Genomic DNA, 22,782 nt, shown 5'->3' on the forward strand with positions numbered 1-22,782 from the left:
AGGCAAGACTTATATAAGTCTGCACTGGCATTTCGATGTCACTCGCGGTGTCGACGTCCATCGACATCCGATACGCCCTTCGATGCTGGTGTCGAAAGAGACCGACATCCGGTGTCAGTGGAGACCGACGTAGCCAAGAGGGAAACGATCAATGCCATCCACCAGCCACCAGCCGCTGCAGTCGTGAACGCATGCCCTCTGCCTGCGAGTGGGTGTCCGGCTTGCCGATGGCCTGCGCGATCTCCCGCGCCCGCATCGGCTCATCGGCCATGGCCGGCAACCCACCACCTGCCGGAACCCCCGCAACGGCGGTAGCGGCGTCGGCTCCCCTGCGGGAGCGAGGTGGAACAGCCGAAGGCCGGTGCGGGCGAGCACGATCTGCTGCTCCCGGCAGGCGTCGTGCATATCCGCGGCCGCATCGGACATCCGGCCCGCAGAAGGGCGAAATCGAGATGTAAGAAAGCCAGGCCGGGTGGGAAGAGGGATCGACCTCGGCGGGACAATGCAGATCCTCATCGAGGAGTCCTCGGGCCGGCTGCTGGCCGTGCAGGAACGATCCTCCGACCGCCCGGGAACGCTGACCTGGTGGACCGCTGCGACCGCATCCGGCTGGGCGGACGCAAGCCCGAGGCTGACCAGCACGATCGTGCCCGGCAACTGATGTGGGCGGCGGGGCTCCGGGACGTTCGGCGTGACGTCATCGTGGAGGCTGGAAGCCCAACTGGTGGACGCCTCTGCTGGGAGACGATCGGCGGGTTGTGGCACGGGTGGCGGCCTGTTCCGGCCCGTGAGCGGCGATCGCGCCGGAACCTGCCTGAGGTCACCCCGCAGGCCCTACCGCGTCCGAGCCGTGCGGAAGGTGCCTCGGCGGAGGCCGGGACGATCACTCTCCACGCAGGAAACGATCAAGGTGGCGCATCCTCGTGAATCCCCAGGTCGTCGACGACCCGCCCGCCCGCCCGGCAACCGGCGCTTCCGCCGTGCCCTTCGACCGGCTCGCCGGCCTGCTGGTCCCGGCCCGGCACGGCCGCCGCAGCCGATCGCGGCGGCTCACCTTGATGGCACCGAACGCGGCTCCCTACACTGGCGTCTTCCGCTGTCGCAAGCTGTAACACGTCGTTGACAACAGCACGATGAGGAGACAGAACACCTGTGGCCGAACACGCCGGAAGCCTCGGCGATCTCGAGCTTCTCGAGATCGAGATGAGAGTTCTGTGGCCTCACGACGACCACGGCCGCCTCCAGGGCCCTGAGGAACTGGTTCTCGCCGTGGCGCCCGAGGGCATCACCGCGGCAGTGGCCGGCACCGTGCCCGACGACCTGGCCGGCCACCTGCTCGACCTCGTCGAACAGGCCGCGCCATCGAGCCCCGACCGGCCACCGCAGGTGCTCAAGGAGTGCCGGACACTTCTGGATCAGTCCATGCGGGGGCCCTCGACGGTGTCTGCGGGACCGAGCTATCTGGCATCCCCACCCGTGCGGTTCGGCCTTGCCGCGGAAGTCCTTCGCTCGGACAACCTGAACGACGCTCAACGCGTACGCCCGATGCGGCCCGGCAACTGGGAACCGGAGGAGTGGGAGGAGCTCATCGGCGGCGGTGCGGGGGCACCCTGGTCGATGATCGTCGACAACGATCAGGTGGTCTCCATCTGCCACACCCCGAGGAGAACGCCGGCTGGTGCCGAGGCGGGGACCTGGACCGCTCAGGCGTTCCGTGGTCGTGGCTACGCCGCCGCCACCACCGCAGCCTGGGTGGACCTGCTGTCTCCGCATTGCCCCTTCCTGTTCTACAGCACCAGCGCCGATAACCGCTCCTCCCGGCGCGTGGCCGAGCGGCTCGGGCTCCGCGACATCGGGTGGCTCTGGAAGCTCACGCGTGGCCCGGTCGCCGGCTGACGGGTTGACGGGTTGACAGGGTCCCGTCTGATCAGCGCGGTCAGACGGGACCCTGTCGTTTCAGGGGTTCCGGGTCCGGCTCGTTCCGGCCGGGCCGGGGTGGACTGCCTGGAACGTCGCGGACGGCTCTAGGAACAGGCTCCCAGAGAGAATCCTCCGGCAGGCCGAAGAAAACCGGCGTGCGGCGGACGAGGCTGTCGGCATGATCGTAAAAGCCTTGGGACTCGTACTGGCCACGGCCCTGTCGCCCGCTGCGCCGGCCCCTGCGGCCGAGCTGCATGAGTGCGCGACCGCGACCACGCGCTGCGACGGCAGCGTCGAGGTCCCCCTCGATTGGGAGAACCCTTCCTCCGAACGCATCTCCGTGGCCTTCACCTTCATCCCGGCCAAGGACGCTGACGGCACGGTGGCGGCCAACCGCGGCGGGCCACAACCGGCTCTGCCGGAGGTCCCCGTGATCCAACAGGTTCTCGGGCCCGTCCTCGACCGGAAGAACCTGCTGGTCATGGATCCGCGCGGGATGGGAAAGTCCTCGCCGCTGCGGTGCCCGGGAGCCGACCCCTTCAAGCCGGCGACCATTGCCGCCTGCGCCGAGAGCGTGGGCCCGCGGGGCGCGTACTTCACCGCCGACCAGGCCTCGCACGACCTCGACGCGGTACGGCGCGCGCTCGGCCTGGGCAAGATGAGCTACTTCGGCAACTCCTACGGCACTCTGTACGCCCAGGCGTACGTGGCCCGGTATCCGAACAGCGTGGACGCGATCTTCCTGGACAGTTCGCTGGTCATCGGTCGCGACGGGTACGCCGAGCAGGGGTTCCGCGCCCGGCTCGACTACCTCGATCTCGTCTGCGAGCGGTCGGAGGCGTGCGACTCGCTGCCGGGCACGGCCTCCGGCATCTGGACGAGGCTGGTGGACCGGCTGCGGAAGCAGCCCGACCCGCAGGTCACGATGCACCAAGCCTTCACGCTCCGCGAGCCGGCCGAAGCGGTGCTCGGCAGGGAGGTCGTCGCGGCCGCGCACGCCTACCTCAACGATGACCCGGCTCCGCTGCGCCGGCTGGCCCGGCTGACCCCCAAGACCATCCCGCCGTTCGACCCTCCATGGCTCGCGGGGCACGTGGCCTTTCGCTGTGGCGACGGCTCCTTCCCCTTCGACCGGCTGGCCTCGCCCGCCGAGCGTCAGGCCCAGGCCGAGCGGTACTACGAGCGGGAACGCCCCATGGCGCCCTATCGGCCCACCGACTTCTTCCCCGCCGAGGCGGTCGCCAGCCAGGAGTGGTGCATCAACTGGCCGACCCCGCGCCACAGCCCGCCGCGCCCGCCCGGACAGGCGCTGCCCGACGTGCCCGTCCTGGTGATGGCCGGGGACTTCGACGGCAACCGCCCCGCGGAGGTGGCGCGTTCGCTTCGGGTCTTCCCGAACGCGACCGTCATCCGGATTCCGTTCGGGATCCACGCGCAATCCCTTCTCCCGTCGCCGTTGGGGGAGTGCGTGCGCGGCATGCTGCGTACCTTCCTGACCACGAAGCAGGTGGTCGACCGGAAGTGCACCGGCGAGAACTACCGCGCCGTCGGCGCCTTTCCGCAGAAGCTCGGCGACCTGGCGCCGCACCCGGCCCGCCACCTCAGCTCCGGTCAGCGGCGGATCCTCGCGGCCGCCTTCGCCACCGCCGCCGACGCCACCGCCCGCCGCAACCCGCACGCCTTCTACTACTTCGGGCGGTCGGCCGAGCCCGGGCTGCGCGGCGGCCAGGTCACCTTCGGCCAGGACCTCACCCTCGACAAGGTGCGGTTCGTGCGCGACCTGCGGGTGAGCGGATCGATCAAGCTCACCCCGGACGGCCGCGCCACCGCCACGCTCCGCGCCGAGACCGGCAGGCGCAGCCATGAGGTGACGCTGACCTGGACGGCGTTCGGAACCCGCCCGTCCCTGTCCGGCACCTTCGACGGCATCCCCTTCGGCTAGGCCCCCTGGGACCCCCACGAGACGGTCAATGGCCTCGGTGCCGGTGAGGGCTCACCTGGTGGGCGGGCGGAACGGGACGACCGGTCGCCGGTTTCCGATGGCCGGATGGAACGAGCGCGCCGGGGGAACGGGCCGTGTGGTCATGCGCCCAGGCCGTTGAGCAGGGTGTCGATGATGCGGGTGGTCATGAGGTCGATGTCGGGCTCGGTCGTGCCGCCGCCCTGGGTCACCTCGTGGATGAGGGCGTAGTAGCAGCGGCGCGCCCATTCGATGTCGACATCGGCCCGGAGGAGCCCTTCCGACTGCGCCCGGCGGAAGAGCCGGCTGCAGGTGGCCAAGACGTCGGCGTGGATGCGGGCGACCTCGGGATCGGGCGACACGGCGGCACGGCCCATCGCATATCCCCATCCGATCTTGACGCGCAGCACGTTGGCGGTCACGCGGTGCAGGACGACCAGCGGGGGTGCGGTGTCGGAGACGGCGCTGTCCACGGCTTCGGCGAACTGTTCGGCGGCCCAGGCGGTCAGCGCCTCCACGAGGGTGGCCCGTGAGGCGAAGCGACGGTGCACGGTCGTGCGGGCGACACCGGCGGTTTCGGCGATCTGCTCCAGCGTGGCCGCCGGGTCCGCGCTCAGCGCGCGTTCCGCGCCCACGAGGATCGCGCGCACGGTTCGCTCGGCATCCGCGCGGAGAGGTCTTGCTTGCACTCTGAAGACACTACATCAAAGTAGCTCATTGCTAGCGACTTGCATCATTGATGTTGCAAGTCGTAGGGTTTCCGCATCGTCAATGATGCAGTGAAGGGCGGAAACTCATGGACATGCAGGTGCGCGGCAAGACCGCTGTGGTGACCGGGGCGAGCCGGGGGATCGGGCTGGCGACCGTGGAGGCGCTGGTGGGTGAGGGCATGCGGGTGGTCGCCGCGGCGCGCGCCATCACGCCGGAGCTGGAGAAGACCGGGGCGATCGCCGTGCCGGTGGACCTGGCAGCGGCGGAAGGGCCGCAAAGGCTGATCGATGCCGCGCTGGCCGAGCTGGGCGAGATCGACCTGCTCGTCAACAACGTCGGCGGGGGTGACGGTGGCGCAGTGGGTGGATTCCTCTCCTTCGATGACGCTGTATGGCAGGAGATCTACGGACTCAACCTCTTCGCGGCCGTGCGGGCGACGCGGGCCGCGCTGCCCAGCTTGCTGCGGCGACGCGGTGTCATCGTCAACGTTTCGTCCAACGGGGCGCGGATCCCGCATGCCGGGCCTGTGCCGTACACGACCGCGAAGGCCGCGCTGACCGCCTTCGGCAAGGCGCTGGCCGAGGAGTTCGGGCCGCACGGCGTGCGTGTCAACACCGTGTCACCCGGTCCGGTTCGCACCGCGATGTGGGAGGCCCATGACGGGTATGGCGCCGAGCTCGCCGCCGCCATGGGCATGGAGCGGGAACAACTGGTGGCCGGGCTGCCGGCGGTCATGGGGATGACCACCGGCAGGCTCGTGGAGCCCGCGGAGGTCGCGGCACTCATCACCTACCTCGCCTCGCCGCTCGCGGCCAGCGTCTCCGGGGCTGACTACATCGTGGACGGCGGCTCGATCAAGACGGTGTGAACCGGCTGGACGGGCGAGTGCTCCGCCGACGTGCGTGCAGGTGGCGAAGCGGGCCAGGGCCGCGCGCTCGTCCCGCCGGCGGTGGCGGACGTCGCCCGGCATGTACGCGAGGGAACGATTGGGGCTGCGGAACGGCGGATCGGTGACATCCCCTCCCCGGAGGGACCTCGCCCTGGCCGGGTGCCGATCTGTGTGTCACCATGCGCGAGTGATCGAAGTGCAGCCGGTTGCATCCTCGTCGCACGGAAGGCCCGGCCGGCCGCGAACCCCCGCGGGAATGTCGGTCGGCTCTGCCAGGGTGGGCTGACCACGAACATCGGTCACGGTCAGGCGCCGGCGGCTTGACGGGTGCCGGGCGTGGGCTCGGATCAGCACGCCGTCGAGAGAGGTGTCCCCTTGAGCGGCCTTGGCTCCCCGCATCCCTTGTGCTCCTGTCTCAGGCGCCGATGGGCCACTCCACGCGGTGCGGTCGCGTTCGCCGTCATGGGCGGCGGTGGTCGTCCGTGAGGCCGGTTCGCGAGGTCATCGCCCCCCTCAAGGTCCTGGGCTTTCGCCGGTACTACCTCGGGCACACCGCCTCGACGTTCGGGGACGCGCTGACTCCCCTGGCGATCGCGTTCGCCGTGCTGCACCTCACCGGATCACCCGCCGACCTCGGTATCGTCGTCCTCAGCACGCGGATACCCGTGATCGCGCTGAGCCTCCTCGGCGGCGCCCTCGGCGACCGCTTCTCCCGGCGTGACGTCATGCTGGTCGCCGACCTGATGCGCTTCCTCGCCCAGGGGGCCACGGCGGCGCTGCTCCTCAGCGGGACGGCCCGCATCTGGATGATCGTGCTCCTGCAACTCGTCGCGGGCATGGGGTCCGCCCTCTTCACCCCCGCCTCCGTGGGTCTTGTGGTCTCGCTCGCGGGCAGGGAACGGGTGCAGGAGGCCAACGCGTTGTTGTCGATGTCGCGCAGCCTCACCTCGCTGGCGGCGCTCAGCGTGGCCGGAGCGCTGGTGGCGACCGTCGGCCCCGGATGGGCGATCCTGATCGACGCGGCCACGTTCCTGGTGAGTGCGGTCTTTCTCGCCCGCCTTCCTCGCTCCCTCACCTCGCAGCGGCCGGCGGCGAGCACGGGGCTGCGGGCGGGCGTCAAGGGAGGTCTCGCGGAGGTCGCCAGGAGGCCGTGGCTGCTCACGTCGGTCGTCCATGTGGCGCTGACCAACCTGGTCGTGGTCGCGCCGTTCCTGGTGCTCGGCCCGTACGTGGCGGACCGGCATCTCGGCGGAGCGCCGGCCTGGGCCGCGATCGGCGTCGCGTACGCGGTCGGAGGACTCGCCGGCGGTCTGGTCGCCGCGCGCTGGAAGGCCTCGCGTCCCGTGGCGGCGACATTAGTGGTGTTCCTGGTGATGACGCCGTTGCCGGTGCTGCTGGCCGTACCTGCCGCTCTCTGGCTGCTGATGCCGGCCGCCTTTCTGGCCGGTCTGGAACTGGTGATCTACAACGTGCTGCAGACCTCCACCATCCAGCGCCACGTTCCCGAGCACCTCATCGCCAGGGTCAGCTCCGTCGTCACGCTGGGGGCGCTCGCGGCGGCGCCCCTGGGCATGGGGCTGGCCGGGCCGGCGGCGGAGGTGTTCGGCAGTGGCGCCGTTCTCGTGGGTGGCGCGCTGCTGGCCGTCCTGGGCACCGTCGCCGCCCTGCTCGTGCCTTCGGTGTGGCGGGTCAAGGACGGCCCCGGGGAGGGCGAACGGGCGGAGCCGGGCGGGACGGGTCAGTCCAGCCAGCGGGCGGCGGCCTCGTAGGTGGTGTCGGGGGTGCTGTTGAACGCGATGGCCGCGTCGGGGGCGTGCCGCCGGATCAGGTTGATCACCAGTTCGAGCAGCTCGACCTGGTCTTCGGAGTGCCGCAGGCCGCCGCCGACGGTCACGCACTTCCACGGGTGGGCCCGCAGCGCGTTTCCGACGAGCGTTTCCACGTCGTCGCTTCCGTCCAGGCCGATCAGGCAGGTCTCGACGCTCACGCCATGATCGGCGAACTCGGCGAGCCCCGCCTCGATCGCCTCGACCACCGGCTCGGGGTCCCAGGGGCCGGGCACGCGGCGCGGGTCGAGCCCGATGACGAGCACACGGGGCGGAGCGGCGGCGTCGTCCATGCCCGCATGCTACGTGCCGTACAGCCGGCGAACCATGGGCGCCGTGGCTCCCCGGCTCACGGGCGAGATCGGTGGGAGGGACGCCCCGATCTCGTCCATCCAAGATCAACTGTCCAGCGGAAGCGCGGCCAGGGGTGATCTGCCGGCCGCTGATCCTCTCTGGCGCGGGGCCCGGATGAGGCCGGCGGGGCCGTCCGGTCGTCTCGATCGGACGGACGCCCGGCGAAGGGGCCTGTCAGTAGCCGCCGCGGCGCGGGGCGGTGGTCGGGCGGCGGGACAGGTCGGTACGGACCGTGGGCTTGAGGTCGCGCGCCGGGTGCTCGTGCCGGAGCGGCGCCCCCTTGCGGCCGGTGGCCTTGGCCTGGTCGAGGGAGGCCGGGAGCTTGATGCGCATGCTTCTCCTGAGGGTTCTAGGCCCTGGTGAGCCAGGTGACCTGGGCGCCGTTGTCGAACGACTCGCGCCGGGTGGGGGTGAACAGGGTGGGGCTGAACGGGCCGTCGAACATCGGCACGCCGGCGCCCGCCACCACCGGGTAGCGCTTGAGGATGATCTCGTCGATCTCCGGGAGCAGGGCGGCGGCCAGCTTGCCGCCGCCGCAGAGGTAGATGTCCATGCCGGTGTCCTCGGCCTTGAGACGCCGTACGAGCTCGATCGGGTCGCCCGTCTCCACCCGCACCGTCGGGTCGTCGATGGTCAGCGTCGTGGAGACGACGTACTGGCGCAGGTGGGAGTACGGGCTGGTGGTGGGGACCTCCAGCGCCGGCTCATAGGTGCCGCGGCCCATCACCAGGGTGTCGAAGACCCGGTTGGGCGCGTCTTCGAGGCCGGCCAGCCTGCGGATGTGGGTGGGGAGCGTCTCCGGGTAACGGGCGTTGATCCAGGCGATCATCTGGTCCGACACGGGATAGAAGTCGAACTCGGCGTTGGGGCCGGCGATGTAGCCGTCGAGCGAGACGCCGATGTAGTAGACAAGCTTTCGCATACTGAGCAACTCCCGATGTAGTACTCTGTCTGTAGTGCTTTGAAAGTAGTACTACAAGTGGAGTGGTGTCAAGTGCGGAAAAATCCGGAGCGGCGGCAGGCGCTGATCGACGCGGCCATCGAGGTGCTGGCCAGGGAGGGAGCGCGGGGGCTGACCTTCCGGGCCGTCGACACCGAGGCGGCCGTTCCGCCGGGCACGGCCTCCAACTACTTCGCCAACCGCGACGACCTGTTCATGCAGGTGGGCGGGCGCATCTACGAGCGGCTGCTGCCCGACGAGGCCGCGATCGCCCGCGGCCGGGAGGGCGTGCAGGACGAGGCCCGCTACGCCCAGCTCATGCACGAGCTGGTGGATCGCATCTCCGCCTTCAACTCCGGCTACCTGGCCCTGCTGGAGCTCCGGCTGGAGTCCACCCGCCGGCCCGAGCTTCGCGCCGTGCTGACCAAGCGCATCCGCGAGGACATCGACGCCAACATCGGCTACCACGCCGCCTCGGGCCTGCCCGGCGACTCGACCTCGGTGGTGCTGCTCTACCTCGCGCTGAACTGGCTCATCGTGGAGCGGCTGACGCTGCCCGACATCTTCACCGACCAAGAGGTCCACGAACTGGTGGACGCCGCCGTACGCAGAGCCCTGAACGGCTGACGCGTTTTCGAGCGCAGCGGCGGGGCTTTGATGGTGGGGTCTGAAAGGTGCCGGTGACTGAGGCTCTGTCGCGCTTGGGTGGGTGCTCGTACGTCACACGCACCTGTCCGGACGGGAACCATGTCCACCACCCTCGCCCCAATCCCCTCGCCCCTCGTCGGCCGGCTCGCGGTCGGCTCGCTCATGCTGGGCATCTTCGCCATCGTCACCAGCGAGATCCTGCCCATCGGCCTGCTGACCGCCATCGGCGGCGACTTCGGCGTCTCCGACGGCGTCACCGGGCTGACCATGACGCTGCCCGGCATCGTCGCCGCGGTCGCCGCGCCCGCCGTCACCCTGACCACCGCGCGCGTCGATCGCCGGGTGATGCTGTGCGTCCTCATGGCGGTGCTCGCCGTGGCCGACGTGCTGGCCGCCGCGGCGACCTCCTACGGGGTCATGCTGGTCTCCCGGGTGCTCGTCGGGCTCACGATCGGCGGTTTCTGGTCGATCGGGGCGGGGCTGGCCGGCCGGCTGGTGCCGCCGCCCGCCGTCGGCGCCGCCACCGCCGTCATCTTCTCCGCCGTGCCGCTGGGCTCCGTGCTCGGCGTGCCGGCCGGCACCCTCATCGGCGACCTCGCCGGGTGGCGGAGCGCGTTCCTGGCGCTGGCCGCGCTCGCCGTGCTGGTGCTGGGTGCCCTGCTGGTGCTGCTGCCGCCGCTGCCCGCCCAGGAGGCGACCGGCGCCCGGGTCCTGCTGGGCCTGCTGCGCACCCGGGGGGTCGCCGTCGCGCTGGCGGCCACCTTTCTCGTCGTCCTGGCCCACTTCGGCACCTACACGTACGTGACGCCCTTCCTCCAGGACGTCACCGGCCTGCCGCCCGCGGCCGTCGGCGGCGTCCTGCTGGCGTACGGGGCCGCCGGGGTCGCGGGTAACTTCCTGGCCGGCCGGGCCGCCGGGACGCGGCTGCGCACCGCGTTCGCGATCTGCGCCTGCCTGGTCGCGGCCGTCACCCTGCTGCTGCCCTCGGCCGGCGCCACGACGGCCGGCGCCGTGGTGCTGCTGGTGATCTGGGGGCTGGCGTACGGGGGCGTGCCCGTCTGCTCGCAGGCGATGTTCGTCACCGCCGCCCCGAACGCCCCCGAGGCCGCCACGGTGCTCTTCACCTCCTCCTTCCAGGCGACCTTCGCCCTCGGCGCGTTCCTCGGAGGCCGGGTCGTCGACGCCTTCTCGGTCTCCGCCGTGATGGTCTGCGGCGGGCTGACGGCGCTGCTCACGGTGGCGTTCCTGCGCGGGCGTTGAGCGCGGGCGTTGAGCGGGGGCGGGGCGGTGGGCATCATGGGCGTCATGCCAGGGTTCGTCGATCCGGCGCCCGCGTTGCGGGAGTCGTTCCTGGCCGCGGTGGCGGAGTTCCGGGACGACCGCGATCACCCGGTGCCCTGGTTCGTGGGTGACGTCGATCCGGCGGCCCTGAGCGATCCGGCGGCCTTCGAGGCTTACGTGGCGCGGGTGCTCGGGGAGCGGACCGAGGCGGGCGTACGGGCCGGGTTCGTGCCGATGACCACGTTGTGGTGGGCCGACGGGGCGCGCTTCCTGGGCAGGCTGGCCATCCGCCACCGGCTCACGCCGGCGCTGCGGGAGGACGGCGGGCACATCGGCTACGACGTTCGTCCCACCGCCCGCCGGCAGGGGCACGCGACGGCGATGCTGGCGGCGGCGCTGCCGGTCGCGCGGCGGCTGGGCGTCTCCCGGGCGCTGGTGATGTGCGAGGTGACGAACACGGCCTCGCGGCGGGTGATCGAGCGCAACGGCGGCGTCCTGATCGACGTCACCGGACGCAAACGCCGCTACTGGGTGCCGACCGGGTGAGAACGCACGCCGCCCGTGCCGCGCGCCGGGGAAGAGTACGCGCCGCCCGCGCCGCGTGCCGGGGAAGAGCGCACGCCGCCCGCGCGGCGTACCGGGGACATGGGGTGAAGTTTGCCGGTCGGAGGGGGCGGTCAGAGGCCGGCGAGGACAGGGAACGGACATGGAGACGGGTGGCGGCGCCGGAGACCGGACGCCGCTCCACGCCCGCCATCCCGTACGCCTGAACGTGCGGCCCGGGACCAGAGCCCCGGTCCACCTGGCGCGGGCGTTCAGGCGGGCGTTCGTGGAGTTCCTGAGCGTGCCGCTGTTCATGCTCGCCGGGTTCGCCGCGCTCGGCGCCGTGACCGTCTTCCTCGACCTGTCGCCGCTCCCGCCCCTGCGTGACGCGCGGGTGACGCTGGACCGGCTCATCCCCAGCCAGGTGGCCATCGACCTGCTCGCCCAGGTCGCCCCGGCGGTGCTCGGCGTGGCGTCGCTGACGTTCTCGGTGCTGCTGGTCGCGGTGCAGCAGAACGCCTCCCTCTACACGCCGGTCGTCTTCGACGAGTTCCTGCGCAGGCGCGGCAACCAGATCCACTTCGGCTACTTCGTCGGCCTGTCCTTCTACGCCTTCCTCCTGCTGGCCTCGCGGCGGCCGGGCAACCATCTGTCGTTCGGCGCGGTCATCCTGTTCGTGCTCACCACGATCGCCCTCGTCATGCTGATGACGCTGATCTACGGCACGATCAACCAGATGCGGCCGGCCAGCGTCCTGTCCGCCACCTGGCGGCTGGCCCTGCGGGCGCGCCACCGCAGGCGCCGGCTGCTGTCGTCGTTGCGGCCGGCGCCGCTGCTGCCCGCGAGCCCGGCGGAGCCGGTGTGCGCCCGGCAGGACGGCTACCTGGTCGATCTGCGGTTCAAGAGGTTGCGGCGGGTGCTGGAACGGGCCGGGCCGCAGGTCGAGGTGGTGTTCGAGCATCCGGTGGGCACGTATCTGGCCGCCGGGGACCTGGTGGGCCACGTACGGGCCGCCGACCCCCGGGCGCTGCGGCCCCTGGCCGCGCGGGTGGAGGGGTGCCTGGTCATCGACACCACCAGGGACGTGCGCACCGACCCGGCCTACGCCGTCGAGCAGATCGCCGGCATCGCCTGGACCGCCTACTCCAGCGCCCAGCACAGCCCGCTCATCGGGCTGGCGGCGATGCGGGTGCTGGCGGACCTGTTCGAGCGCTCGTTCCTCGCCCCGCCCCTCGAACGGCGGGGCGTCGTGCCGGTCGTCTACCCGGACGTGGTGCCGGGCGAGACCCTCGACCGGCTGGCCACGATCGGCTTCCTGGCGGTCGAGGCCAGGAACGCGGGGCCGTGCACCGAGGTGCTGATGGCGCTGGCGCAGGTGGTGCCGCAGACCCGGGAAGAGCATTTGCCGCTGCTGGAGGACCGGGTCTGGCGGCTGCTGCCGGTGGTGACCGAGCTCACCTCACTGCCCGCCGACCTGGAGGAGGCCCTGCGGCTGCTCTCCCGGAGCCTGGCCGCACGGGGCCGGCGCGACCTCGCGGAACGGCTCGTCGCGGTCGCCGAGACGCACCACCGGCGCATGCGCGGGTGTCCCGGCGGCTGAGCCCCGGTCAGGCGGCTCCATCCGTGAGCGAGGCGTGCGGGATGACCATCGGAGTGGCCGTGCGCGGGTCCGGCACCACGTCGCAGGCCAGCCCGAACACCTCGGCCACCAGCTCGGGCGTCAGCACCCGCGACGGCGGCCCCTGGGTCACCACCTTGCCGCCCTTCATGACGATCAGGTGCGAGGCGAACCGGGCGGCCTGGTTGAGGTCGTGCAGCACGGCCACGATCGTCTTGCCCTCGCGGTGCAGCTCGCGGCAGAGCTCCAGCAGGTCGTACTGGTGGGCGATGTCGAGGAAGGTCGTGGGCTCGTCCAGCAGCAGCAGGTCGGTCTGCTGGGCGAGCACCATCGCGATCCAGGCCCGCTGGCGCTGCCCGCCGGACAGCTCGCCCGCCTGCGCCTCGGCCAGGTCGTCCAGCCCGGTGCGCTCCAGCGCGAAGCCGATCGCGGCGTCGTCGTCCGGCGACCACTGGCGCAGCAGCGTGTGGTGCGGGTAGCGGCCGCGCCGCACCAGGCCGCGCACGGTGATGCCGTCCGGCGCGACCGGGTTCTGCGGCAGCAGGGCGACGTGCCTGGCGGCCTGCCTGCCCCGGTAGGACCAGATGTCGCGGCCGTGCAGCAGCACCTGGCCGTGGTCCGGCTTCATGATCCGGGCCAGCGTCTTGACGAGGGTGGACTTGCCGCAGCCGTTCGGGCCGATGATCATGGTCAGCTCGCCCTGCGGGATGTCGAGGCTGACGTCGCGGACGATCGGGTCGCCGCCGTAGGAGACGGTGACGTTCCGGGCGCCCAGGCCGGTCGTGGTCGTGCTCATGGCGTCCTCCAGGCCGGTCGTGGTCGTGCTCATGGCGTCCTTCAGGCCCGTCGTGCTCATAGCGTGCCCTTCTTCCATTCGCGGATCAGCAGGTAGCCGAGGTAGAGGCCGCCCAGGGCCAGCGTGTAGACGCCGACCGGCACGCCGCCGGGCAGCGGGAGCTGCTGCGCGGCCAGGTCGGCCAGCACCAGCAGCAGCGCGCCCGTCAGCGACGAGAGCATCAGGTGCGGGCCGGTGCCGCCGGTCAGGCGGCGGGCGATCTGCGGCGCGGTCAGCGAGATGAACGTGATCGGCCCTGCCACGGCGACCGCCCCCGCCGACAGGACGACCGACAGCGCCACCGCCGCCGTCCTGGTGCCGCCGGGCTCGGCGCCGAGCATGCCGGCCGTCTCGTCGCCCATCTCGGACAGGGCGAGCCGGCCCGAGATCGCCGCCGCCAGCGGGGCCACGACCAGCAGCACGATCCCGATGGTCACGGCGTGCTCCCAGGAGCGGGCCGACAGGCTGCCGTTGACGTACGCGGTCAGCACGGTCGCCTTGTCGCGTTCGACGGCGTACACGACGTACTGGATGAAGGCCACCGAGATCGCCGAGACGCCGATGCCGGCCACGATGAGCCGGCCGGGGTTGCGGAAGCCGGTGCCGGTGGAGACGTACACCACCACGACGGCCAGCACCGCGCCGGCCAGCGCGCCGATCGGGACCGGCACCACCCCGGGCAGCAGCAGCGCGACGGCCGCCGCGCCCGCGCCCGCGCCGGAGGCCAGGCCGATCACGTCGGGGCTGCCCAGCGGGTTGCGGGTGACGGTCTGGAACAGCGCGCCCGACAGGCCCAGCGCGGCGCCGGTGCCGAGGCCGACGACCAGGCGGGGGCCGCGCAGGCGTTCCAGCACGAACGCGGCCTTGCCGCGCGCGCCGCCGGTCAGCGCGCCGAGGAGGTCGGTGAGCGGGATGCCGAGGCGGCCGAGCGAGAGCGTGGCCACGCAGGCGGCGAGCAGGAGGACGGTCAGGACGAGCCCGGCGACGACGGAGACGCGTGAGACGGGCACGGCCACCGCCCGCCCGAGCACGACGAACCCCTTCGGCCTGCTCATGACCCGCCCTTCATTCTCCGTACGGCCACCAGCAGCGCCGGCGCGCCGAGGAACGCCGTCACGATGCCCACCATCAGCTCCTGCGGGCGCAGCAGCATCCGGCCCGCCACGTCGGCGAGCAGCAGCAGCGCGGGACCCAGCACGGCGGAGAAGACGATCTGGGCCCGGAAGTCGGCGCCCGTGACGGCCTTGACGATGTGCGGCACGGCCAGCCCGACGAAGGCGATGGGCCCGACGGCCGCGGTCGCCGCCGCGCTGAGCAGCGTCGCCGCGAGCAGCCCGAGCGCCCGCGTCACGCCGGGGCGCGCGCCGAGCGCGGAGGCGGACTCGTCGCCGAGCGCGAGCGTGTTGAGCGCGGGCGCCAGCAGCAGCGCCAGGAGCAGCCCGAGCCCGGCCGTCGGCAGCACGGACAGCAGCACCTCGAAGTCCCGGCCGCCGAGCGCGCCGACCACCCAGTAGCGGTAGCTGTCGAAGACCTTCGGCATGCCCAGGGTCACGGCCTGCACGTACGCCGACAGCACCGCGGTCACGACCGCGCCCGCCAGCACCAGCCTCACCAGGCCCGCGCCGGAGCCGGCCGAGCCGATGACGTGCACCAGCACGCCGGCCAGCAGCGCGCCGGGCAGCGCCCACCACACGGTGCCCCACTGGCCGGACACCCCCAGGAAGGCCGTGGCGCTGACCACCCCGGCCGAGGCCCCCGCCGTGATGCCGAGCAGGCCGGGGTCGGCCAGCGGGTTGCGGGTGACGCCCTGCATGAGGGTGCCCGCGACGGCGAGGGCCAGCCCGGCCAGCAGGCCGAGCGCGGTGCGCGGGTAGCGGCTCTCGACGACCGCGGTGGTGTTGGCGTCCGCGGTGCCGCGCAGCACGTCCACGGCGTCGCCGATGGAGGTGGGCAGGCTGCCGAAGGCGATGCTGGCCAGCATCGCCAGCGCCAGCACGGCCAGCCCGGCGATCAGGAACCACACGAGCCGGGAGGCTCGGGCGCGCGGGGCGCCCGAGCCTCCCGGCGCGGTGCGTACGACGGTGGCGGTCACTGTCAGCGGTCGAGCTTCCCGACCGCCTCGTCGATGAGCGGCAGGTAGCGGTCGATCACCCACGGCACGGTCAGCGGGTTGATGATCGAGGACGCGGTGACGAACGGGTTGTCGTTGCTCGCCACGACGCTGCCGCGCTTGATCGCGGGGATGGCCGCGTACAGCTTCTGGGCCTCGATCTCCTTGCGGGTCTTGGCGTCGGTGTAGAACGTGAAGATCAGGTCGCTCTTGGCCAGCTTCTGGGCGTTCTCCAGGCCGATCACGGCCGAGTCGGTGCCCTTGGTCTCCTCGAACGTCTTGACCACCGGGTCCACGGTCAGGCCGAGGGAGGAGACCATCTCCACCCGCTGCTCCTCGGGCATGAACACGCCGAGGGTGCCGGGGCCGGTGGTGTAGATGTAGGAGAAGGTCACGTCCTTGTACTGCGGCCGGGTCGCGGCGGCGTCGGCGAGCTGCTTCCTGATGTCCGCGATCAGCTTGGCGGCCTGGTCGGGCTTGCCCAGCGCCTTGGCGATGATCTCGATCTGCTCGTCCCAGTTCGTGCTCCAGGCCAGGTCCGGGTAGGCGACGGTGGGCGCGATGTCCGAGAGGATCTTGAACTGGTCCTGCGTGATGCCCGACCACGGGGCCAGGATCACGTCGGGCTCCAGTTCGACGATGGCCTCGATGTCGATGTTCTCGCCGCCGGTGAACTGCTTGGGCAGCGTGCCGCCGGCCTTGGTCACCGCCTCGTGGATCCACGGCAGGTAGCCGGTCTTGTCGCTGCCCCACTCGTAGCTCTCGATGCCGACGGGCGTGTGGCCGAGCGCGATCGCGGTCTCCGCCGAGCCCTGGCCGAGCGTGACGACGCGCTCGGGCTGCTTGGTGATCGTCGCCTGGCCGAGGGCGCTGTCGATCGTCACCGGGAACGCGCCGGCCGCGCTGCCGCTCGTCGTGGGCGCCGCCGACGCCTGGGGCTCGGGGGCGGAGGTGCCGCAGCCGGTGACGACCAGCAGGGCGGTGACGGCGACGGCCGAGAAGGCGCGCACGCGGGTGAACCTGAACGGCATGGGAGTTTCCTTGTACGTCGACACGCTCGTGGGGCGGGGCGCCACGATCACCGGGGTTGTGGCATCGCACAGGCCACAACCTGAACTCGCACCACTTAGGTAAGCCTAACCTATAGATTCTTAAGCCATCAAACCCTCCCCGAGAGGGACAAATCACCCCGCAAGGGTGGGCGGGTGACTGCGGAAAGGCAGCGGCCCCGGGTGGGCACCTTCGGAGGGCGGGCTCGGGAGGGAGGCGGGGGTAACGGGGGCCTCGGGAGGCGGCGGTCCGGGGAGGCGGGGGGTCTCGGGAGGCGGCGGTCCGGGGAGGCGGCGGGCTCGGGAGGGCGGCGGCTCTGAGGGGGCCGCGGGTTCATGGAGGCCGAGGGGCCGGAAAAGGGCGCGACGAGGCCTGAGCGGTCGTGTCAGCATGCACGGTCATGGTGGAGCACGAGCCGAGCGACGAGACCCTGGCCGCCCTCGCCCGCCGGCACGGCGTCGCGGCCGGCCGGGTGCGGCCCCTGCCACGCGGGGTGGCCAACCACGTCTTCCTGCTCGGGGACGACCTGGTCCTGCGCATCCCGCGCGGCGAGCGGTTCCTGCCCGACCTGGTCAAGGAGGCCGCGGTCATCCCCGTCGCCCGGCGGGCCGGGGTGCGGGCGCCGGAGGTCGCCGACTTCGACGCCACCCGCGAACGGGTGGGCGTGCCGTACATGGTGCTGGCCCGGGTGCGGGGCGTGGAGCTCTCCGACCTCGCGCCGGACGGCGCCGCCAGGGCCCTGCGCGAGGTGGGCCGGGAGCTGGCCAGGCTGCACCGGCTGTCCCCGGACACCGCGCCCGAACTGCCCGGCGTGCCCGTCGACGACGTCACCGCCGACCCCTGGACACTCATCGCCGGCCTGCACGCCGAGGGCTGGATCGACGCCGAGGCCGCCCGCCTCCTGGGCCTGCTCCGCTTCTTCACCTCGCCCCCGCCCCACCCCTGGGCCGAACTGGCCTGACCCTCGCGCGACCGGCCTCGTGGCCACCCCTCCTGACCAGGACCGTGGACGCCCGAACCCGGCCTCCCAAGTCCCAAGCCCCAGGCCCCAGGGCGGGTGGCGCGGGTCGTCGTCAGTTCTGCGCCGCGGGGCGGTCGTAGATGCCGATCGCCCAGTTCCCCGGCCGTTCGCCGACCCGGGCCAGCAGGCGTTCGCGTACGTCGGCGTTCATCAGCGCCTGCTCCTGGGCGGACTCGTCGCACTCACCCGCCGGCGAGGGGCAGCCGGTCACCTCCTGAGCCACCTCCCGCACCGGCGCGTCCGCCGGGAAGACCCAGACCCGTATGGACTGCGGACGCCGCAGCCAGTCCGAAGGGGTGGAGAGCTTGTCGTGATGGCCTCCCAGCAAGCCGTCGCACCGTGCGGCCGTGCCGCCCGTCTCGCCGCCCTTGAGCCGCTGCGACGTGACGACCCAGGCCCGGGGGTCGTCGCAGACCACCCTGTAGCTGGTCCAGTGGCTGGTCGGCTCGAAGATCACCGTCCACGTGGCGCCGACGGTGTCGAAGCGGAAGGGGTGGGCGAGCGTGAGGTCGACCCGCGTCCCCCCCAGCCGTACGGGGAACGTCGCGGGCAGCTCGGGGCCCTGATCGACCACGGCCGAGTCCGGCGGCTCCGCCGCCACCGGCGGGCCCTCCGTCCTGGGCAGGCCGTTGACCAGCACCACGGCGGCGACCGCCGCCGCCACCCCGGACGCCAGGGCCCGCCTCTTCCGGCGGATGCGCCGGCCGCGCCGGACGATCGCGTCGAGGGACACGGACGGCTGTCCGGCCTCCGCGCGTACGGTCAGCAGCTCGCGCAGGTCGCTTTCCTCATGCCTCATCGCCGGCCCCTCTCCAAGCTCATGGTCCGAACGTCCGGATCGACCCTCAGGCGCGTCAGAGCCCGGTTGAGCTGGCTCTTCACCGCCCCCAGTGAGGAGCCGACGATGTCGGCCACCTGGGTGAGCGTCCGTCCCTCGTAGTAGTGCAGAACGATCACCGCGCGCTGGCGCGGGGAGAGCGCGCCGATCGCGTTCCACAGTGCCGCCTGGTCGTCCAGCTCGGCGGGCGCGTCGCGCGGATCGGCCGTCTCGGGCAGCGTCTCGGCCGGGACCTCACCCCGCCACCTGCGCCGCCACCACGACGTGTGGGTGTTGACGATGATCCGGTAGACGTACGGGTCGGGGTTGCCCTCGATCCGCCGCCAGGCCAGCCAGGCCCGTGCGAGCGCGGTCTGCACCAAATCCTCAGCCGTGCCCCAGTCCCGGGTGAGGAGATACGCCATCCGGCACAACCGCGACTGCCGCTGTGCCACGTACTCGGCGAACCCGTCGTCCATCCGTCATCTCCGTCTCGTCGCCACCGGTGATGACTACCGCCCAGGAGACGTGTTCGGTTCACAGCCGTCCGGCAGTGATTTTCACGCGGGCCGGCGGGCGGTGCGTTCAGCCGGCCGGTTCCAGGGCTTCGGCGGGGTGGTGGCGGGCCCGCAGCAGTGGTACGGCGGCGGCCAGGCAGAGCGCCGTGGCCAGGGCCAGGCCGGGAAGGAGCGCCGGCGGCGCGGGCGTGTCGGCGGCGAGGCCGGTCAGCCGGCTGACGGGCCCGCTCAGGACGTCGCCCGCCGTCTGGCCCAGCATGGCCAGGGCCACCAGCAGGCCGCTGACCCGGCCCAGCAGCCGGCCGGGCGTGATCGCCTGGCGGTGGCTGACCAGGGCGATGGCGGCCACGATCGTGCCGATCAGCGGGACGAGCCCGCCCAGCGTGTGCCAGACCGGCCCTCCCGGAGCGCCGGACAGCGCGAGCAGCAGCAGGCACGGCTGGCTCACCAGCACGGCCGCCGCCGCCAGCCGGAAGGTGCCGAACCTGCGGTGCAGCAGCACGGCCAGCAGCGGGCCCAGGACGAACCCGCCGAGGGACGAGATCATGGTGGAGAAGGAGACGACGGCGTACGTCATCGAGTCGTCCGTCACGAGCACGCGGCGGGCGGCGCGCGTCGCCTCGTCCGCGAACTGCCCGGCCGCCGCCGACACCACGACGTACAGGGTGATCGCCCGCAGCACCGGGTGCCGCGCCGTGAAGCGGACCCCCTCCAGAGCCTCCCGCCACAACCCGGCCCCGGGCGGCGGCTCCTCCACCGGCCTCCCCGCCGGCTCGATCCCGTGGAAGGCCGCTGCCGCGCAGAGCGCCAGCGCCCCGGCGGCGAGCAGCACGCCGGTCTCGTCGATGTCCAGCGCGGACAGCGGCAGGGTGACGGCGACGAGCAGGACGGTGGGCAGCACGTACAGCAGGGCGTTGGCCCGGACCAGGAACCCGCGGCCGGCCACGGCGGGCAGCAGGGCCTCCTGCGGGACCGGCGCCAGCGCCCCCACCCCGCTCACGGCCACCACCGCGACCAGGACGTGCGGCGCGGTCATCAGGCCGAGCCCGCCGGTCGCCGCCACGGAGGGCACGATCGCCGCCGCCAGCAGGGCCGCCACGACCAGCACGGTACGGCGGCGCCGCGCCCGGTCCACGAGCACCCCGAGGGGCGCCCCCAGCAGGACGGCCGCCACGACGGTCGCGACACCGCCCGCCGCGAACCAGCCGGAGGTCGCGCCCGACGCCTCGTAGCCCGCCGACGGCAGGGACGACGTGGCGAGCGAGGTGGCGGCGGACAGGGCGGCGACGCCCAGGATGAAGAGCGGCAGCCGCCGTGGCGGTAAGGGGCTGGGGGAGTTCATCCGGACATCTTCCTATGTGTGGCAGCTCTGATGGTGGTGCCGATGTGTCGTCGGCGGCAGGAGTTCACTGCTGAGTGGTGACATGATTACTAAGCGGTATTGGCCGGGGTCGCGAGCAGAGCGGAGAGTTGAGGAACCCCCGGCCTTTTGGAGACCGCACATGGATCCCCTGCAGATTCCAGTTCTCGGTGAGCGGACGTCGGAGACGATCCGCCGGTTCAGAGACCAAGGTGGGCCGGTCGTTCCCATCGAACTGCCCGGCAAGGTCAACGCCTGGATGGTCGCCTCGTACGAAGCGGTCGGCGAGGTCCTCGCCGGCGACGGCACCCTCTTCAGCAAGAACTCGATCAACTGCCCGGCCATGCACGACGGCACCATCCCCCCTGACTGGCCGCTGCGGCGGCTCGTCGAGGGCGACCACCTGCTCACCCAGGACGGCGCCGACCACCGCCGCCTGCGCGGCCTGGTCAACCGCGCCTTCACCCCCGCCCGCGTGGAGGCCATGGCCCCGCGCATCCAGGAGATCACCGACGGCCTGCTCGACGGGCTGGCGGCGCAGGGCGAGGTGGCGGATCTCGTCCGCCACTTCTCCGAGCCGCTGCCCATCGCGGTGATCTGCGAGCTGTTCGGCGTGCCCGAAGAGGAGCGCTACCAGATCCGCGAGTGGACGAACGTCCTGCTGTCGCACCTGGCCACCCCCGAGGAGACCACCGCGGCGGCGCAGTCGACGCTCGGCTACCTGGCCTCCTACATCCAGCGCAGGCGCGTGGAGCCGGGCGACGACCTCACCACCGGCCTCATCCGGGCCCAGGAGGACGACGGCGACCGGCTGTCGGACAAGGAGATGTTGTGGCTCCTGTGGCTGGCGCTCATCGCCGGCCACGAGACGACCGTGCACCAGATCGCGAACGCCGTCATCGCCCTGTGCCGCGACCCCGCGCAGCTCGCCGCGGTGAAGGAGCGCGGCGCCTGGGCCGAGGCGGTGGAGGAGGCGCTGCGCAGCCGCACCTCGGTGCTCACCGTCATGTTCCGCTACCCGCTGCGGGACGCGATGGTGTGCGGGACGGTGATCCCGGCGGGCGAGCCGATCGTCGTCGCGCTGGAGGGGGCGGGCACCGACCCGGCCCGGTTCGGCCCGGACGCCGGGCGGTTCGACGTCTTCCGCGAGCCCGACACGCACTTCGCCTTCGGCCGCGGGCCGCACTTCTGCCTGGGCGCGCCGCTGGCCCGGCTGGAGCTGCGGATCGCGCTGGAGTCGCTGTTCGGGCGCTTCCCCGATCTGCGGCTCGCGATCGCGGCGGACGAGATCGCCTACACCCCCTCGCTGATCACGGAGGGGCCGCTGGAGCTGCCGGTGCTCCTGGGCAAGCCCCGCTGACCGATGATCCCGGGGCCGCCCCACCGACCGGGGCGGCCCGGGCGCCGGCGCCGGTCCCGGCAACGGCCCCGGCGCCGGTTTCGGCAAGGGCCCCGGTGCTGGTCCCGGCTCCAGTTCCGGTTCCGGATGCTGTGAGGGTGTTCAGCAGGTTCGTGACGAGCGGGTTGCGGTCGTCCGCGCGCCACGCCACGGCCACGTCCGTACGCGCGTCCCCCGGCGTCACCCCGCGGAAGGCCACGCCCCTGAGCCGGAGCCGCCGGATGCCCGCCGGGGCCAGCGAGACCCCGAGCCCGGCCCCCACCAGCGCGCAGACCGTCTGCCACTCCACCGCGTGCTGGCCCACCTCGGGCGTGAACCCGGCCGCCCGGCACACGTCCACGATCCGGTCGTACAGGCCCGGCCCCTGCTCGCGCGGCAGGAGCACGAAGGGCGAGCCGGCCAGGTCCGCGAGCCGCACCGTGCGGCCGGCGGCCAGCGGGTGGGCGGCCGGCAGCACCGCCACGAACGGCTCGCGCAGCACCGTCGCGAACGCCAGGCCGGGCTCTCCGCCCTCCGGCGGCTCGCGCAGCAGGCCGACGTCGATGCGCCGCTCCCGCAGGGCGGCGAGCTGCGGCGCGGTGGTCATCTCGTGCAGCTCGACGCGCACCCGCGGCACCCGCTCCCGGTACGCGCCCAGCAGCGCGGGCAGCACCGTCAGCGCCAGCGAGGCGGCGAACCCGAGCCGGACCCGGCCCGCCCGCCCGTCGCCGACCGCCCGCGCCGCCGCCAGGCCGCCCGCCAGCTCGGCCAGCGCCGTGCGCGCGGCGGGCAGCAGCTCGCGGCCCGCCGGGGTGAGCTCGACCCGGCCCGGCGCCCGGCTGAACAGCGCGTGCCCGACCTTGTCCTCCAGGCGGCGGATCTGCTGGCTCAGCGGTGGCTGCGCGATGCCCAGGCGGTCGGCCGCGTGACCGAAGTGCAGCTCCTCGGCGAGCACGACGAACGCGTGGAGCTGCGCGAGCGGAACTTTCGGGCGATCCATACC

At 72.5% G+C, this 22,782-nt stretch carries 24 protein-coding genes; 11 read left to right on the forward strand and 13 right to left on the reverse strand.

Features of this window, described 5'->3' with window-relative positions; all coding sequences use genetic code 11:
* Nucleotides 1-148: 148 nt before the first annotated feature.
* Nucleotides 149-271 carry a hypothetical protein gene (locus tag IO39_RS59070; RefSeq protein ID WP_281200148.1) on the reverse strand — a complete coding sequence of 41 codons (123 nt, stop codon included), beginning with the start codon at nt 269-271 and terminating at the stop codon, nt 149-151.
* A 201-nt stretch (nt 272-472) separates the two neighbouring features.
* Between IO39_RS59070 and IO39_RS54830 the strand changes: the two genes are divergently transcribed.
* From IO39_RS54830 to IO39_RS26955, 3 genes are all read left to right on the forward strand, one after another.
* Nucleotides 473-661, forward strand: coding sequence for a hypothetical protein (locus IO39_RS54830; protein WP_157548948.1), 189 nt, complete (start codon nt 473-475; stop codon nt 659-661).
* 491 nt (nt 662-1,152) lie between these two features.
* Nucleotides 1,153-1,896 carry a GNAT family N-acetyltransferase gene (locus IO39_RS51005; RefSeq protein WP_052423414.1) on the forward strand — a complete coding sequence of 248 codons (744 nt, stop codon included), beginning with the start codon at nt 1,153-1,155 and terminating at the stop codon, nt 1,894-1,896.
* Nucleotides 1,897-2,113: 217 nt separating this feature from the next.
* Nucleotides 2,114-3,862 carry an alpha/beta fold hydrolase gene (locus IO39_RS26955; protein ID WP_043628625.1) on the forward strand — a complete coding sequence of 583 codons (1,749 nt, stop codon included), beginning with the start codon at nt 2,114-2,116 and terminating at the stop codon, nt 3,860-3,862.
* A gap of 140 nt (nt 3,863-4,002) precedes the next feature.
* Here the strand turns inward: IO39_RS26955 and IO39_RS26960 are convergent, their stop codons facing one another.
* Nucleotides 4,003-4,530 carry a TetR/AcrR family transcriptional regulator gene (locus IO39_RS26960; protein WP_245642271.1) on the reverse strand — a complete coding sequence of 176 codons (528 nt, stop codon included), beginning with the start codon at nt 4,528-4,530 and terminating at the stop codon, nt 4,003-4,005.
* A 146-nt stretch (nt 4,531-4,676) separates the two neighbouring features.
* Between IO39_RS26960 and IO39_RS26965 the strand changes: the two genes are divergently transcribed.
* Together IO39_RS26965 and IO39_RS26970 are read left to right on the forward strand one after the other, a co-directional pair.
* Nucleotides 4,677-5,459, forward strand: a complete 783-nt coding sequence (locus IO39_RS26965) for an SDR family NAD(P)-dependent oxidoreductase (RefSeq protein ID WP_043628630.1) — start codon at nt 4,677-4,679, stop codon at nt 5,457-5,459.
* Between the two features lie 503 nt (nt 5,460-5,962).
* Nucleotides 5,963-7,249 (forward strand): MFS transporter, encoded by a 1,287-nt coding sequence (locus IO39_RS26970; protein ID WP_043628632.1) that lies wholly within the window; start codon nt 5,963-5,965, stop codon nt 7,247-7,249.
* Here the strand turns inward: IO39_RS26970 and IO39_RS26975 are convergent.
* The 3 genes from IO39_RS26975 to IO39_RS26980 all read right to left on the reverse strand — a co-directional run bounded on the left by IO39_RS26975 (nt 7,219) and on the right by IO39_RS26980 (nt 8,582).
* Complete coding sequence (locus IO39_RS26975; protein ID WP_043628634.1) at nt 7,219-7,599, reverse strand: hypothetical protein; 381 nt, start codon at nt 7,597-7,599, stop codon at nt 7,219-7,221. The genes IO39_RS26970 and IO39_RS26975 overlap by 31 nt on opposite strands.
* Nucleotides 7,600-7,834: 235 nt before the next feature.
* Nucleotides 7,835-7,993: a hypothetical protein gene (locus IO39_RS56140; RefSeq protein WP_169789122.1), complete on the reverse strand. Its 159-nt coding sequence runs from the start codon at nt 7,991-7,993 to the stop codon at nt 7,835-7,837.
* A gap of 16 nt (nt 7,994-8,009) precedes the next feature.
* Nucleotides 8,010-8,582, reverse strand: a complete 573-nt coding sequence (locus tag IO39_RS26980; protein ID WP_043628636.1) for a dihydrofolate reductase family protein — start codon at nt 8,580-8,582, stop codon at nt 8,010-8,012.
* A 72-nt stretch (nt 8,583-8,654) separates the two neighbouring features.
* Between IO39_RS26980 and IO39_RS26985 the strand changes: the two genes are divergently transcribed.
* From IO39_RS26985 to IO39_RS27000, 4 genes are all read left to right on the forward strand, one after another.
* On the forward strand, nt 8,655-9,227 hold the full coding sequence (locus IO39_RS26985; RefSeq protein ID WP_043628638.1) for a TetR/AcrR family transcriptional regulator: 573 nt from the start codon (nt 8,655-8,657) through the stop codon (nt 9,225-9,227).
* Nucleotides 9,228-9,347: 120 nt separating this feature from the next.
* Nucleotides 9,348-10,508 (forward strand): MFS transporter, encoded by a 1,161-nt coding sequence (locus IO39_RS26990; RefSeq protein WP_043628640.1) that lies wholly within the window; start codon nt 9,348-9,350, stop codon nt 10,506-10,508.
* 45 nt (nt 10,509-10,553) lie between these two features.
* On the forward strand, nt 10,554-11,075 hold the full coding sequence (locus tag IO39_RS26995) for a GNAT family N-acetyltransferase (protein WP_043628833.1): 522 nt from the start codon (nt 10,554-10,556) through the stop codon (nt 11,073-11,075).
* Nucleotides 11,076-11,235: 160 nt separating this feature from the next.
* Nucleotides 11,236-12,672 (forward strand): DUF2254 family protein, encoded by a 1,437-nt coding sequence (locus IO39_RS27000; protein ID WP_043628642.1) that lies wholly within the window; start codon nt 11,236-11,238, stop codon nt 12,670-12,672.
* Between the two features lie 7 nt (nt 12,673-12,679).
* Here the strand turns inward: IO39_RS27000 and IO39_RS27005 are convergent, their stop codons facing one another.
* Genes IO39_RS27005 through IO39_RS27020 form a run of 4 tightly spaced genes read right to left on the reverse strand, consistent with a single transcriptional unit; the run spans nt 12,680 to nt 16,666 of the window.
* On the reverse strand, nt 12,680-13,486 hold the full coding sequence (locus IO39_RS27005; protein WP_043628835.1) for an ABC transporter ATP-binding protein: 807 nt from the start codon (nt 13,484-13,486) through the stop codon (nt 12,680-12,682).
* A 56-nt stretch (nt 13,487-13,542) separates the two neighbouring features.
* On the reverse strand, nt 13,543-14,580 hold the full coding sequence (locus IO39_RS27010) for a FecCD family ABC transporter permease (RefSeq protein ID WP_043628644.1): 1,038 nt from the start codon (nt 14,578-14,580) through the stop codon (nt 13,543-13,545).
* The gene (locus IO39_RS27015; protein WP_043628647.1) at nt 14,577-15,617 is read right to left on the reverse strand and encodes a FecCD family ABC transporter permease; all 1,041 of its coding nucleotides are present in this window, start codon (nt 15,615-15,617) and stop codon (nt 14,577-14,579) included. Before IO39_RS27015 ends, IO39_RS27010 begins: the two co-directional genes overlap by 4 nt.
* Before the next feature lie 2 nt (nt 15,618-15,619).
* Nucleotides 15,620-16,666, reverse strand: coding sequence for an iron-siderophore ABC transporter substrate-binding protein (locus IO39_RS27020; RefSeq protein WP_043628649.1), 1,047 nt, complete (start codon nt 16,664-16,666; stop codon nt 15,620-15,622).
* Nucleotides 16,667-17,085: 419 nt separating this feature from the next.
* Here IO39_RS27020 and IO39_RS27025 point away from each other — a divergent pair, with 419 nt between their 5' ends.
* On the forward strand, nt 17,086-17,646 hold the full coding sequence (locus IO39_RS27025) for a phosphotransferase family protein (protein ID WP_052423415.1): 561 nt from the start codon (nt 17,086-17,088) through the stop codon (nt 17,644-17,646).
* A gap of 112 nt (nt 17,647-17,758) precedes the next feature.
* Here IO39_RS27025 and IO39_RS27030 read toward each other — a convergent pair whose 3' ends face one another.
* From IO39_RS27030 to IO39_RS27040, 3 genes are all read right to left on the reverse strand, one after another.
* Nucleotides 17,759-18,505 carry a hypothetical protein gene (locus tag IO39_RS27030; RefSeq protein ID WP_043628651.1) on the reverse strand — a complete coding sequence of 249 codons (747 nt, stop codon included), beginning with the start codon at nt 18,503-18,505 and terminating at the stop codon, nt 17,759-17,761.
* A complete protein-coding gene (locus tag IO39_RS27035; protein WP_043628653.1) occupies nt 18,502-19,002 on the reverse strand; it encodes a SigE family RNA polymerase sigma factor in 501 nt (166 codons plus the stop codon). The genes IO39_RS27030 and IO39_RS27035 overlap by 4 nt, the downstream gene beginning before the upstream one ends.
* A gap of 106 nt (nt 19,003-19,108) precedes the next feature.
* Nucleotides 19,109-20,383 (reverse strand): MFS transporter, encoded by a 1,275-nt coding sequence (locus tag IO39_RS27040; RefSeq protein ID WP_043628656.1) that lies wholly within the window; start codon nt 20,381-20,383, stop codon nt 19,109-19,111.
* A gap of 160 nt (nt 20,384-20,543) precedes the next feature.
* Here IO39_RS27040 and IO39_RS27045 point away from each other — a divergent pair, with 160 nt between their 5' ends.
* Entirely contained in the window at nt 20,544-21,761 is a 1,218-nt protein-coding gene (locus IO39_RS27045) for a cytochrome P450 family protein (RefSeq protein ID WP_052423416.1), read from the forward strand.
* Here the strand turns inward: IO39_RS27045 and IO39_RS27050 are convergent.
* Entirely contained in the window at nt 21,712-22,779 is a 1,068-nt protein-coding gene (locus tag IO39_RS27050; protein WP_084773562.1) for a LysR family transcriptional regulator, read from the reverse strand. The two genes, IO39_RS27045 and IO39_RS27050, sit on opposite strands and share 50 nt — an antisense overlap.
* Nucleotides 22,780-22,782: the final 3 nt, after the last annotated feature.

This window comes from Nonomuraea candida (genome assembly GCF_000725485.1).
Taxonomy (GTDB): Bacteria; Actinomycetota; Actinomycetes; order Streptosporangiales; family Streptosporangiaceae; genus Nonomuraea; species Nonomuraea candida.